This window comes from Xanthomonas sp. CFBP 8443 (assembly GCF_025666195.1).
GTDB lineage: Bacteria > Pseudomonadota > Gammaproteobacteria > Xanthomonadales > Xanthomonadaceae > Xanthomonas_A.
Window position 1 is genome coordinate 2,728,296 of sequence record NZ_CP102592.1, and the last position, 12,941, is coordinate 2,741,236.

A 12,941-nucleotide genomic window follows, 5' to 3' on the forward strand; every position below is an offset into this window, starting at 1 on the left:
CTCGGTTGTGGCCGGGCGTGCTTGCTGAAGCAGTTAGCGAATCCGCAGCGGTGCACGTAGAGCTGGATTCTTTTCTCCATACGCTGTTCTTCAGCCTCACTCCGGGTATCCGACAGACCGCCGGCATCGCGCGCAGCGACTCGCCATCGACCCTCGTCGCCTGATGACGCCACGATCGTTTCCTCTGGCGACGCGCCTGGTCGCGCTCGTCGTGCTGCCACTACTCGCCGGTGCGGGGTGGCTGTTTTTCTCGCTGCACGCCAGTCTGCCTGCCGATGGCACGCTGCGCCTCGAACACGGAGTCTCCGCGCCCGTGGCGATCGCGCGCGACCCCAACGGCGTGCCTCACATACGGGCCGACAGCGACACCGATGCTTTTTTTGCTATCGGCTACGTGCATGCGCAGGACCGACTGTGGCAACTGGAGCTGCAACGGCGCATGGCGCGCGGCCGCCTGAGCGAGATATTCGGCAAGGCCAGCATCGAGACGGACGTCTGGTTCCGCACCTTGGGACTCTATGATTCGGCGAAGTCGGCCTGGCCCGCTCTCAGCCCGGAAGCGCAGCGATCGCTGACTGCCTATTCGGCCGGCATCAACGCCTGGATAGCGGAAAAGCATCCCCTGCCGCCAGAGTTCCGGGCGCTGGGCGTCACCCCCGCGCCTTGGACCGAATTGGATTCGCTGGCATGGATCAAGGTGTTCGCACTTGATCTTGGCGGAAACTTCCGCCGTGAAATCGATCGCTACGTCGCCAGCCAGACGCTGACGGACGCGCAACTCGCCGCCTTTTTCCCTTCCTATCCAGCCGATGCACCGACGACGGCCGCTGCCTTCCCACCCACCAGCCACGACGCGCAACGGCTGCTAGCCCTGGCCGCTTTCCAGCGAGGCCTCGAAAGCGCCTACGCGCTCGGCGGACGCAACGTCGGCAGCAACGCATGGGCCGTCGCTGGCCGGCATTCCAAGGACGGCATGGCATTGCTCGCAAACGATCCGCACTTGGGCCTGCAGATTCCTTCACTGTGGTATGTGGTCAGCGTCGATGCGCCGACTTACAAGGTTTCGGGCATGAGCCTCGTCGGCCTGCCCGTGACCGTCCTCGGGCGTAATGCGCATATCGCCTGGGGCGGCACCAACATGATGGCCGACGCACAGGACCTATTTCTCGAACGACCTGATCGGAGCGGCGAGCGCTACGAAATCAACGGCGCATGGCAGCCCTTCCAGACGCGTACCGAGACACTGCAGGTCCGCGCGGATTTTCCGCAGCAGTTGCGCAAGCAGTACGCACCAGTGACGCTTAAGGTTCGCCAGACCCGACATGGCCCCATCATCAGCGATTATTACGGGGTGTTCGACCAACCCGTCGCGCTGCGCTGGACTGCGCTTGATCCGGGCGACACTAGCTACGAGGCTTTTTTCCGCCTGAACTACGCCACCGACTGGAAGAGCTTCAAGGCTGCCCTCGCAAGCCATGTCGCGCCGGCGATGAACATCCTCTACATCGATCGCGGCGGCAACATAGGCTATCTCGGCGCAGGGCGGATCCCTATCCGCAAACAGGGCCAGGGAACGCTGCCCTCGCCCGGGTGGGACGACTCCCACGACTGGTCTGGGCACATACCAGAGGCTGCCTGGCCGCAAAGCTACAACCCGCCTTCCGGTTACATCGTCAATGCCAACAACAAGATCGTCGGTAACGATTATCCTTACCTGATCTCGCACGACTGGGCGTCGCCGGCGCGCGCGCGCCGTATCGAGCAATTGCTGCGGCAGCGTACCGATGCAGGAAAGCTCTTAACGGTCGGCGACATGCAGCGGATCCAGGCAGATACCACTGATCTGGACGCGGCCGAGCTGATGGCGGAGCTGAAGCACCGCCTGCCGCAGGGAGAGCACGGCGCCCAAGCCGCCGCGTACCTGAAGACATGGAATGGAGACATGCGCGCGGACAGCCAGGCCGCCGCCATCTTCACCGTGTGGATGCTGCACTTTCGCCAGCGTGTCTTCAGCAACGAATTGCATGGGACCTGGAACAACCAGCAGGCCTCGAAGATCCTGCGTAGCCTGCAAAGCGAAGTGTCCCTGGCGTATCTGCGCGAAATGCTGCAGCGCAATGACCCTGCCTGGTGTGACGACAGCGCGACTTCCGCGCGCAAGACCTGCGACGCTGAGTTGGCCGCGGCGCAGAACAGCGCGCTGTGGGAGCTGTACAAGCTGAAGGGCGACTGGAGCATGGCCAGTTGGCGCTGGGGCGAAATCCAGAGCACCGTGTACACGCATCTTCCCTTCAGCCAATGGAAGCCACTGGACAAAGTGTTCGAACGCCGGATCGGCAACGGGGGCTCTGAAAACACGATCAACGTCGCCTCCTCCGAGTTCGCCGGTGCCGATGGCTACCTGCAGAAGTTCGGCGCGGGGTTCAGGCAGGTGGTCGCCTTGCGTGGGGTCCACGCCGAACACTATTACATGAACTCGACCGGTCAGTCCGGCAATGCGCTGAGTCCGCACTACGACGATATGGTCGAGCCGTTTCGCGACGTGCGCTACCAGACGCTGGACAGCACCTTCGACAAGGGTCGGACTTCCGACGCGCTTTGAGTCGGGGCGGCAGGAACGTTGAAGACTCTCAGGAGCCGCGAGATGAACATGTTTGCCGAGTTTTCCCGCAAGGCACCCAACAAGGTATTCCTGTCGATCGTGCTCGGCGGCCTATCGGGCGTGTGCTACTCCTTGCTGATTCCGCTGATCCTGAGCGTGCTCAAGCCAGGCGATACGCGTCTGGACGAAATCGCAGCCGCGCCGACCCGCCTGTTTTCGCTGGAAATCGCCAATGCGCCATTTGCGTTGATTTTCATCGCGGTGTGCGTGTTCATCCTGGTCAGCAGGACGCTGTCGCAGGTGATGCTGAGCCGGGTCGCGATCGATGTGGCCTCGCAGCTGCGCACCGGGCTGTACCGACAGATCGCCGGCGCTCCACTTTCAGCCTTGGAGCGCATCGGATCCGCACGCCTGCTCACCGCACTGACCACCGACGTTCCGCGCATCGTACTCGGAGCACGCATGCTGCCTGATCTGCTGATCAACATGGTCACCCTGATCGGCATGCTCGGTTTCCTGCTGATCCTCAATTCCGATGTGTTCTGGTTCGTACTCGGATGCATCGCTTTCGGTGTGCTGACCTATCAAGTGCCGATGATGATCGGCCGCCATTACTTCATCCGTGCACGCCGTGGTTTCGATGGCCTGCAGGAATCGATCAACGGGCTGTTGCGCGGCATCAAGGAACTCAAACTCAACGACGGCAAGCGACAGGCCTATTTCGAATCGGTGCTGATGTCTTACGAAAGCGAGATGCAGCGCAATGAAAAGGCTGGCCATACGGTCGTTCGCACCGCCAGCAACTATGGCGATCTTCTCAGCTTTTTCGTGATCGGCTCGATCATCTTCGTCTTCGTCAACTATCGAGTGGTCAGTAACCAGGAACTGATCGGCGTCATCATGGCCTTGCTGTACGTGACCGGCCCGGTTTCGATCATTCTCAACTACATTCCGCAACTCGCCATCTCGCGCGTGTCGATGCAGCGGGTCGCCAAGCTGTTTCGTGATATCCCGAGCGAGGACATCGCTACGCAGCAGGAGGCGCCACGGCCCTGGGAGCGTGTTCGATTCGAGGGCGTTCGCTACCATTACAACGGCACCGGGAACGGCTTCGAGGTCGGCCCCTTGGATCTTGAATTCCGCAAGGGCGAGATCACGTTCATCGTCGGCGGCAATGGCTCTGGAAAATCGACGCTCGGCAAGCTGCTGACCCTGCACTACCGCGCCGATAGCGGGACCATTTACTTCGGCGACCAGGCCATCGGCAACACGTCGATCGGCACCTATCGGCAAGCCATCAGCGCGATCTACTCCGATTATCACCTGTTCGACCAGATCCTGGGCGTGACCGACGAAGGCCTTGCGGCGATGGTCGATCACTACCTGCATGCGCTCCAGTTGGATGGCAAGGTGAAGTACGAACAGGGCAAGTTCTCGACCCTGTCGCTGTCGGATGGGCAGCGGCGCCGCATGGCGCTGCTCGTCGCCATGATCGACGACAAGCAGCTGTACCTGTTCGACGAATGGGCAGCCGATCAGGATCCGACCTTCAAGTCGGTGTTCTACGACGAGATACTTCCGGCGCTAAAGGCAAAGGGCAAGGCAATCGTGGTAATCACCCACGATGACCGCTATTTCCATCTCGCCGACCAACTCGTCGTACTCGGCGAAGGGGTCGTCACCCGCGTCGATCGGCAATACGGGCAAGCCGAAGACAGGCCGACGCCGCACGCGGATGCGGCCGATGAACCTGCCACGTTGAAAACGGTCTAGATCGTCACAGCAACGGTCCAGCCTCGGACCGAGACCCGCAGTCGCGCCACGCCGCTCGGCATGGCGGTTGGTCGGCGGCGCCATCACCACGTGACGGCCGACATTGGCCGCATGCTGCAGCAAGTCCATCCCGGTATGGCTGCTGAGTGCGCACCGGTCGTCCCGCAAGCGAGTTTGCTCAGATCGAACGCGTCGCCGCCGCAGGCGAGATCGACGCAGCATGCCGCGCAGGCGCAAGTACCGCCAACTGGCCCAACAGCCACAGCACGATCGCCCCGATCGGCAGATAGGTCAACGGAAGCCGCGGCAACTCATATTTGCTCATCAGCAACAGATTGATGGCGTAAGCCAAGAACATCCCGAGCACGATGCCAGCAGTGGCGAGCAGGAAGTTCTCGGTCTGGAAGTAACGCAGGATCTGCGTGCGCGTTGCGCCAAGCGCGCGCCTGACACCGATCTGCCGGGTACGCTGCTGCACCCAGAAACTGGCAAGGCCGACGATGCCAAGCGCCGTGATCACCAGCAATGCGACGCAGACGACGACCAGCAGCCATGCCATCTCGCGATCCTGCCGGTAGTAGCTATCGCGCATCTCCTCGACGGTATCCTGCTCAAGGATGATCCGGTTCGGATCGATGCGCTTCAAGCTGTCCACGGCACGCTTCAGCACCTCGGCGCGGCGCGACGGGTCCGCGACGCGCAGCAGATAGGTGGAGAACCCCCCCTCCACCGGCAATAGGATCGCGTATTCGTAGGAGGATGGATCATTAAAGCCATGCGGCTGCACCAGGTGCTCGACAACACCGACCACCTTGATCGGCGCATCGTTCCAGGCGTAGAAGGATTTGCCGAGGGGATCCTGGTCAGAAAACAGCTTGTTGGCCATCGCGCGCGTGATGATGGCCGAGGGGATCCCGACGTTGCTATTGGGTGCGTCGAGCGCTGCCCAGTCGACGAATTCGTCTGCCAGGAAACGGCGCCCCGCCACCAGGTTCAGCCCCATCGCATCGAGCAACTGCTTGTCGCCAATATAGTAGGCGGTCTCGAACAGCGGCGTCTGATCCGGCGTCAGCTTGACGTCCAGGCTTCTGCCAAGCAAGCCGAGCGGCACCGAGTTGGAAACCGCTGCGACTTTGACCCCTGGCAATGCACGCAGCGCAGCCAGATCTTCCTTGGCCCGTGCTGCGGCCTGATCATTGTTGTCGTTCTTCGCCAACTGGATGCGCACGAGTTCGCTTTCCGCCAGGCCGGTGGTGCGATCCATCAGCTGCAGGCGGCTATGGATCAGGAACACCGCATTGCACAGGATCGCGCAACTCACGGCGATCTCCAGCACGATCAGTATCGCAGCGGTCTTGTGCCGGCGCAGTGCGGAGAAAATGGGGCGGATGTCCATGTCGTTCCTCGGTAATGGCGCGTTCCCCCGACTGGCCCGGGGGCGATTGGAAGTAACGCGCAACGTTCAGGTCGGCGCGATCTAGGTGCAGGCCACTAATCCGTCTTGAGCTGGATCGCTGGAGCAACCTGGCATGCGCGGAACGCAGGCAGCAGCCCGGCGAGGACGCTGGCACCGACTGCGAGCACGAAGGTGACGATCAGCATGGCGGGATCCAGCTGCGCCAGTTCCGCATAGCTGGTCGAGCGCTGGCGCACCGCCCACAGCCCCAGTAGCGCGAAGCCCAGCCCTAGGACGCCGCCGGCCAGCCCGATCACGCCGGCTTCGACGAGGTACTGCGTGAAGATCGCGCGGTAGGAGGCGCCGAGCGCACGCCGAACGCCGATTTCGCTGGAACGGCGCAGGAACTTCGCCAGCAGCAGACCGCTGGTATTGAGCAGGCACACGACAAGGAATCCGAATGCCAGCCAAACCTGCAAGCGGACGTCGCTCGGCACCACCTTCTTGTAGTCCAGCCATTCCATCAAGCTGCGCAGGCGGATGTTGGTCGGTCGCTGGAAGCGGCCAGCGGCACGCTGCTGATTGGAGTAATTGGTGAGGTATTGCCGATAGGCGGCCACTTTCTCTGGCGTGTCGAGCTGGACCCAGTATTGCAACCAGGCGCATGGCGCACTGACGCCGGTGGTGCCATCGGGATCGTCCTCCATATCGTCGGCACCCCAGCAATGCATGCGGCCCGACACGTCCATCTTGAGATCGCGCGAGGTCGAGAATGGAACGAATACCTGCTCTATCTCGCCGTAGAGTCCACCGTATGGATCGTAAAACTTCGGGATTGGACGCCAGTCGTCGAGGACGCCGACGATGCGGAACTCGTTCTGACTCAGCCACAGCGATTTGCCTACGCTATTCTCCCCGCCAAAGAGCTTGTCGTTGAGCGGCTTCGAGATCACCGCGATACGGCTGCGCCCGTCGTCCTCGGCGTTGCCCCAGGCGTTGCCGTACAAGAAAGGCGTGGCGAACATCGGAAAGAAGTCGCCGGATGTGTAGCGGGCATCGACCGAAAACGAACCGAACTCGGCGCGCTGCGGCTTGACCACCACGCTGCCGCGTTTCATCACCGCCTGACGATCAGCGCGGCGCTGTCGCAGCAGTGTTTCGGCGTCGTACCGCGTCATCTGGTCCTCGGGCTCTTCGCCCGGGGTGAAATTCTCCATGTCGCCCGGATCCAACTGCGGATAGAACAGCGTTTGGCTTCGGCCCGGCAGCGGATCGCCTGACAGGATGTAGAACACCGTCAAGGTTGTCATGCTGGCACCGATACCAAGCGCGATCGCCAGCACCATCAGTGCGGTCAACACCCGGTTGCGTTTGAAGCTGCGCAGTGCCAGGTCGAAGTAGTATCCGAACATGTGTTCTCTCTTAGCGCTATCCGTAGAAGCGGAGCGAGTTACGCGGCTCTGCGGCAATCCAATGAAGAGGGAGCGGTGTTGTCGTTCTATGTGGCTGTGTTGTCTTGTGTCAGGGAATTTTCGTTGCGAGGCTTTCCCGACAGGTCCGTGGCGATACCATCGACGATATGAACATTGCGTTTCGCACGCGCAGCAAGCTCGGAATCGTGCGTCACCATGATGACCGTTGTACCTTGCGCATTGATCTGTTCGATCAGCTCCAGAATGCTTTGCGCCATTTGCGTATCCAGGTTGCCTGTAGGCTCGTCGGCCAACAGCAAGCCTGGGCTGCCTGCCAATGCACGGGCGATCGCCGCGCGTTGCTGCTGGCCGCCGGACAACTCGGCGGGATAGTGGCGCATGCGCGAGGCCAGTCCAACCTGATCGAGGGCTGCCTCGATGCGCAGCTTGCGTTCCTTGGCTGTCATGCGGCGGTAACGCAGTGGCACGTCGCAGTTGTCAAACAGGTCAAGATCGGCGATCAGGTTGAAGCTCTGGAAGATGAAACCGATTTTTTCGTTGCGCAGCTTGCTGCGCTGGCGATCGGACATGCCCTTCACGTCGACGCCATCCAACCTGAACTCGCCTCCGCCGAATGTTTCCAGTAGACCGGCGATATTGAGGAAAGTCGTCTTGCCGGAACCAGAAGGACCAGTGACAGCGACGAACTCCCCCTGCCTGACGTGCAAGTCGAGCAGGCGCAGCGCGTGCGTCTCGACCATCTCCGTGCGATAGACCTTGCTGACCTGGCGCATTTCAAGCATATGGAGGTCCTATCTGTGGGCGTAACAAGGCATTCGGTCGCGGAACGAGGCGCTACGCCGCAATTTCGGCATGATCCCGCTCGATAGCCGGTTCCAGCGACCAGCGCTTGAAGACAGGACATGCCGCGGACACCGTGCCGTCTTGGCTGCATGCCGACAGCCGCGGATAGCGCCCGGGCAAGCTCGGTCGCCGACTGCTCCTGCCGAGCCGCGGAAAACGGCGTTCAGGCGTTCATCGGCAGCAACCGCGTCTTGAACCGCGTCTTGCCAAGTTTCCGGTTCGGACGCTGACGCGGCGATACTCTCGATTGCGCCCATACCGGACTCGATGCCGCCCCGCGGATTGCGGCGTCTACGCAGATCCCCGAATCCTTGCGGATCGCACGCCGTGGCCATTGCCGTGCCGATCATCCGGCAGCGGCCGGCACGTCGAAGCAGATATCGGAAACTGAAAGGTCGCGGATGCGGCGTTGGTCGTCCATGCGTATGCCGTCGTTGCGTTCAATTGGCGGACTGACATTAAGCAATATCCATGCCCTCAACAGGTAGACGATTTGAACGGTGGGATACGCCTCGAAAGTGTCCGGCCGGACACTCCGGGTGTCCGCCGGACACTTTCCGGACACTTGTAGGGTGCGACGCGATACCTTCGACCGCTCCTTCCCCGGCCGCCTAGTTCGACTAAACCATCCGCGGCAAGCGCACCCGCGCGCACAACCCGCCACCCTCGCGGTTGCTGAATTCCAGCGCGCCGCCATGCGCCTGGCAGATCGCCGCGGCGATGGACAGGCCCAGGCCGCTGCCGCCCGAGTGCCGGGCGCGCGAATCCTCGGCCCGCCAGAAGCGGTCGAGCATCCGCGGCAATACCTCGGGGGCCACGCCGGGGCCGCGATCGCAGACGCAGACCAGCACCTCGCTGGACTCGGCGCTCACCTCGATCAGCAGGCGCTTGCCGGCAGCGCCATAGCGCAAGGCGTTGTCGATCAGCACCGACAGCACCTGGCCGATACGGTCGCGGTCGGCGCTGATCGACAGTCCGGCCGGCATACGCAGCTCCACGTCCATCTGCGCGGCCTGCAGCGGCTGCGCCAGCCAGGCCAGACGCTCGTGGATCAGGACGTCGATCGGGAAGCTGTACGGCTCCAGCATCAACTGGTTGGCGCGGGCCATCGACAGCAGGTGCAGGTCGCCGACCAGGCGATTGATCTGTTCCAACTGGCGATGGACCATCTGCAATTGTTCGTCGCTGCACGGGAAGACCCGGTCCAGCATGCCCTGCACCCGGCCCATCGCCGCGTTCAATGGCGTGCGCAGCTCGTGCGCCAGCATCGCGCTGGAATCGCGGATCTCGCGCTCGTATTGCTGCAGCTGCGCGGTCATGCCGTTGAAGTCCATCGCGAAGCTGGCCAGTTCGTCCGGCGCACGCGCGATCACCTTGGCGCGTGCGGAGAAATCTCCGTCGCTGATGCGACGGGCCGCCTCCGCCACGTTGGAGAACTGGCGCGACAACGGCCGCGAAGCCAGCAGCCCGCATACCACGATGACCGGGATCGATGAGATCACCAGCACCGCCAGCAGCAGCCAGTCGCGGCTGGCCAGGCCGGGCAGGAAGTCGGCCACGTCGTAGTAGCGTTCGAACAGTTGCCACAGGCGCTGCTCGTTGCTGTGCGGGTCCTGGCGCAGCTCCATCATTTCCTGGCGTGCCGCCGGCGGCAGCTTGTTCAGCGTCACGATGTCCCAGATCGCAAAGCGCAGCCACATGCCGAACACGATGGCCAGCACTGTGACCACCGCCAACGCGCTCATGCGCAGGCCGACCCACTGCCACAGCGGCGCGTGCGCGGTGCGGCGAGCGAATGGCCATTTCATCGGAAGCGGTAGCCGATCGCGCGCACCGTCACCAGCACGCCGGTGATGCGTTCGCCTTCCAGCTTCTTGCGCAGGTTGTGCACGTGGGCGTCCACCACCCGCTCCAGCGCGTCGCTTTCCGGCAGGCAGATTTCCAGCAGCTCGCTGCGCGTATAGGCCTTGAACGGCGTCTTCAGCAAGGTGGCCAGGATGTTGAATTCGGTCGGGGTCAGGTCCAGCGGCACCGGGTTGCCGTCGCCGTCCTGCACTGTGGCCAGGACCGCATTGGTGTCGACCGTGAGTCGTTCGTATTTCAGCGGCTCCTCGCTCGTCCTGGCCGGGCCGGCGCGGCGCAGCACCGCATACACCCGCGCGACCACTTCCTTTGGACTGTAGGGCTTGACCACGTAGTCGTCGGCGCCGTAGCGCAGCGCGCCGAGTTTTTCCGGCTCGTCGCCCATCGCGGTCACCATGATCACCGGCGTATCGCTGCTGCGGCGGATGCTCGACAGCACTTCGGTGCCACTCAGCCTGGGCAGCATCACGTCCAGCAGCACCAGGTCCGGTTTCCACTGCGCGTGCAGCTGGATCGCGCGCTCGCCATCGCCGGCAATGGCGACGTCGAATCCGTCGCGGCGCAGGTACGCCTCGAGGATGCTGGCGCTGTCGGCGTCGTCTTCGACGACGAGAATCTTCTTGGAACTCATGCCCGGTGCAGCCCTTGTCGTGCGTCTTGACGAAATCTTGAAGATTCCTAGAAGCCAGCTTGAACTGGCCGGCCGACTCTATCACTCGAGATTGGCCACCGACTGACCACCATGATTCTATCGCCCGCAGGCAAGGGTCCGCACCGCCCTCGCCTCCTCCTCGCCGCGCTGGTCGCACTGCTCGGCGGCTGCTCGCTGGCGCCGGTCTACGAGCGCCCGCAGGTCGTAGTGCCGCGCACGCTGGGTGGCGTGTCCGCAGCGCCGGCGACGCAGGCAGCGGCCGCCACGGCACCCCTGTCGGAACAGGAACAGCGGTTCCTGCATGCGTTCTCGCCGAACCACGACCTCGCGCCATTGGTGCTCCAGGCGCTGGCGCACAACCCGGATTTCCGCAACACGGTGCTGCAGGTGCGGCAGGCGCGCGCGCAATACCGGATCGAGCGCGCGCAGCAGCTGCCGCAGATCGGGATCGACGCGCAGCAGGCCCGGCAGAGCTACGACGCGCCGCAACAGCAGGAACGCTACGGGCAGAAGCTGGTCACCGCGGCGGTCGGCGTCGACGATTTCGAACTGGACCTGTTCGGCAAGCTGGCCTCGTTGTCCGCTGCCGCACAGCAGCGCTATCTGGCGTCCAGCGCCGGCCAGCAAGCCGCGCGCGGCGCGCTGGTCGCCGAGCTGCTGCGCACCTATACGCTGGAACGCGCCGCCGCGCAGGCGCAGGCGCGCTTCCAGGCCATTGCCGACGACAATAAAGCGCTGCTCGCATTCGCCAGCGACCAGCACGATGTCGGGCTGATCTCCACTGACGCGCTCGACCGCCAACGCCACCAGGCCGATCAGGCCCGGGTCCGCGCCCTGCAGGCGGCCAGCGACCACGCCGCCGCACGCCGCGCCCTGCAACTGGTCGCCGGCTACGACGCGCCGGCCGGCGCCGGCGAGCTTGAGGAATTGCTGCCGACCGATGCGGGCGGCATCGCCCTGCGCGACCTGGATTCGGCGGTACTGCTGCAGCGTCCGGACATCCAGCAGGCCGAAGCCGAGTTGCGCGCGCGCAATGCCGACATCGGCGCCGCGCGTGCCGCGTTCTTCCCGTCGATCCGCCTGAGCACCTCGCTGGGGACCGCCAGCGACACCCTCAGCGGCCTGTTCCAGGCCGGCAGCCGCACCTGGAGTTTCGTTCCGCAGTTGACCATGCCGCTCTTCGACTTCGGCCGCAATCGCGCCAACCTGGACATCGCGCAGCTGCGCAAGCAGGCCGGCGTCGCCGACTACGAGAAGGCGATCGAATCCGCCTTCCGCGAAGTGGCCGATGCGCTCGATGCCGGCCCTGCCTTGCAGCAACGCGAACAGCGCGAGCAGGCCAATCGCGATCGCGAACGGCAACGCATCGAGCGCATGGGCCGGCGCGTCGCGCAAGGCCTGCAGGATCGGCCCGCGCTGCTCGGCGAACGCATCGCCGCCGAGCAGGCCGCACTGGATCACCTGCAAGCCCGCCAAGACCTGATCCTCAACCGCATCGCGCTGTTCCGCGCGTTCTATGGCGTGCAACTGCCGCACGCATCCTGATCCCCACGTCGAAGAGACCGCTCATGAAAACCATCGCCTTACTCCCGCTCCTGGCCTGCGCCGCATCACCGCTGGCGGCCAACGCCGCAGATGCGGACGCATCCGGCTTCCGCCTGTTCGGCCACCAGACCGAACTCAGCGTGGGTGTCGCCGCAGTGGCGGCGCCGCGCTACTTCGGCTCCAGGGACGATCCCGTGCAATTCGCCCCGCTGATCGCGGCGCAGAGCGGCGTGCTGTTCTTCGACAGCGTGCGTGGCCTCGGCGCGCAATTCCAGAGCGATGGCGGCTTCTACGTCAGCCAGTCGTTCGGCTACGACCTGGGCCGGCTGGACCGCAACAGCAGCTGGCGCCCGGGTTCCAGGACCCTGGCCGGCATGGGCGACGTGCCCGGTTCGATCACCAGCCGCACCATGGTCGCGCAGCAGTTCACCCCGTATCTGATGCTGGACGCCGAAGCCGAATTCGCCGTGAAGGACGGCGCGCGCCGCAACAACTATCGCGCCGGGGCCAAGTTCACCCTGCTGCAGAACGACAGCGACACGCTGACCATGAACCTGGACGCGCACTGGGGCGACCGCCGCTACAACCAGGCCTATTTCGGGGTGACCGATGCGCAGAGCGCGCGTAGCGGGTTGGCCGCCTACAACGCCGGCTCCGGCCTGTACGCCTATTCGGTCGAGGCCAACTGGGACCACGCGCTGTCCAGGCACTGGAGTACCTCGCTGACGGTCGCCGGCACGCGCTATGTCGACAACGCCGACGGCAGCCCGATCGTGCAGCGCCGCGCCTTCGCCAGCGCCATCGGCGCCGTGACCTACACCTTCTGACCCGCCA

At 63.8% G+C, this 12,941-nt stretch carries 9 protein-coding genes; 4 read left to right on the forward strand and 5 right to left on the reverse strand.

Annotated features, from left to right (window positions below):
* Positions 1–163: 163 nt before the first annotated feature.
* Positions 164–2,602 carry a penicillin acylase family protein gene (locus tag NUG20_RS11345; protein ID WP_263394602.1) on the forward strand — a complete coding sequence of 813 codons (2,439 nt, stop codon included), beginning with the start codon at positions 164–166 and terminating at the stop codon, positions 2,600–2,602.
* Positions 2,603–2,644: 42 nt separating this feature from the next.
* Positions 2,645–4,375 (forward strand): cyclic peptide export ABC transporter, encoded by a 1,731-nt coding sequence (locus tag NUG20_RS11350; RefSeq protein WP_263394603.1) that lies wholly within the window; start codon positions 2,645–2,647, stop codon positions 4,373–4,375.
* Positions 4,376–4,553: 178 nt separating this feature from the next.
* On the opposite strand, the gene NUG20_RS11355 is transcribed toward NUG20_RS11350, so the two are convergent.
* From NUG20_RS11355 to NUG20_RS11375, 5 genes are all read right to left on the reverse strand, one after another.
* A complete protein-coding gene (locus NUG20_RS11355; protein ID WP_263394604.1) occupies positions 4,554–5,771 on the reverse strand; it encodes an ABC transporter permease in 1,218 nt (405 codons plus the stop codon).
* Positions 5,772–5,866: 95 nt separating this feature from the next.
* A complete protein-coding gene (locus NUG20_RS11360; protein ID WP_263394605.1) occupies positions 5,867–7,183 on the reverse strand; it encodes an ABC transporter permease in 1,317 nt (438 codons plus the stop codon).
* Between the two features lie 86 nt (positions 7,184–7,269).
* A complete protein-coding gene (locus tag NUG20_RS11365) occupies positions 7,270–7,986 on the reverse strand; it encodes an ABC transporter ATP-binding protein (protein WP_263394606.1) in 717 nt (238 codons plus the stop codon).
* Positions 7,987–8,667: 681 nt separating this feature from the next.
* Complete coding sequence (locus NUG20_RS11370; protein ID WP_263394607.1) at positions 8,668–9,855, reverse strand: sensor histidine kinase; 1,188 nt, start codon at positions 9,853–9,855, stop codon at positions 8,668–8,670.
* Positions 9,852–10,541 carry a response regulator gene (locus NUG20_RS11375; protein WP_263394608.1) on the reverse strand — a complete coding sequence of 230 codons (690 nt, stop codon included), beginning with the start codon at positions 10,539–10,541 and terminating at the stop codon, positions 9,852–9,854. Before NUG20_RS11375 ends, NUG20_RS11370 begins: the two co-directional genes overlap by 4 nt.
* Before the next feature lie 111 nt (positions 10,542–10,652).
* On the opposite strand from NUG20_RS11375, the gene NUG20_RS11380 reads away from it, so the two are divergent.
* Entirely contained in the window at positions 10,653–12,107 is a 1,455-nt protein-coding gene (locus tag NUG20_RS11380) for an efflux transporter outer membrane subunit (protein ID WP_263394609.1), read from the forward strand.
* A gap of 23 nt (positions 12,108–12,130) precedes the next feature.
* Entirely contained in the window at positions 12,131–12,934 is an 804-nt protein-coding gene (locus NUG20_RS11385) for a MipA/OmpV family protein (RefSeq protein WP_263394610.1), read from the forward strand.
* Positions 12,935–12,941: the final 7 nt, after the last annotated feature.

Excerpts from the sequence above, each read along its gene's own strand:
- NUG20_RS11375 (WP_263394608.1), bottom strand. The coding sequence starts at position 10,541 with ATGAGTTCCAAGAAGATTCTCGTCGTCGAAGACGACGCCGACAGCGCC.
- NUG20_RS11360 (WP_263394605.1), bottom strand. The coding sequence starts at position 7,183 with ATGTTCGGATACTACTTCGACCTGGCACTGCGCAGCTTCAAACGCAAC.
- NUG20_RS11365 (WP_263394606.1), bottom strand. The coding sequence starts at position 7,986 with ATGCTTGAAATGCGCCAGGTCAGCAAGGTCTATCGCACGGAGATGGTC.
- NUG20_RS11385 (WP_263394610.1), top strand. The coding sequence starts at position 12,131 with ATGAAAACCATCGCCTTACTCCCGCTCCTGGCCTGCGCCGCATCACCG.
- NUG20_RS11380 (WP_263394609.1), top strand. The coding sequence starts at position 10,653 with ATGATTCTATCGCCCGCAGGCAAGGGTCCGCACCGCCCTCGCCTCCTC.
- NUG20_RS11350 (WP_263394603.1), top strand. The coding sequence starts at position 2,645 with ATGAACATGTTTGCCGAGTTTTCCCGCAAGGCACCCAACAAGGTATTC.
- NUG20_RS11355 (WP_263394604.1), bottom strand. The coding sequence starts at position 5,771 with ATGGACATCCGCCCCATTTTCTCCGCACTGCGCCGGCACAAGACCGCT.
- NUG20_RS11370 (WP_263394607.1), bottom strand. The coding sequence starts at position 9,855 with ATGAAATGGCCATTCGCTCGCCGCACCGCGCACGCGCCGCTGTGGCAG.
- NUG20_RS11345 (WP_263394602.1), top strand. The coding sequence starts at position 164 with ATGACGCCACGATCGTTTCCTCTGGCGACGCGCCTGGTCGCGCTCGTC.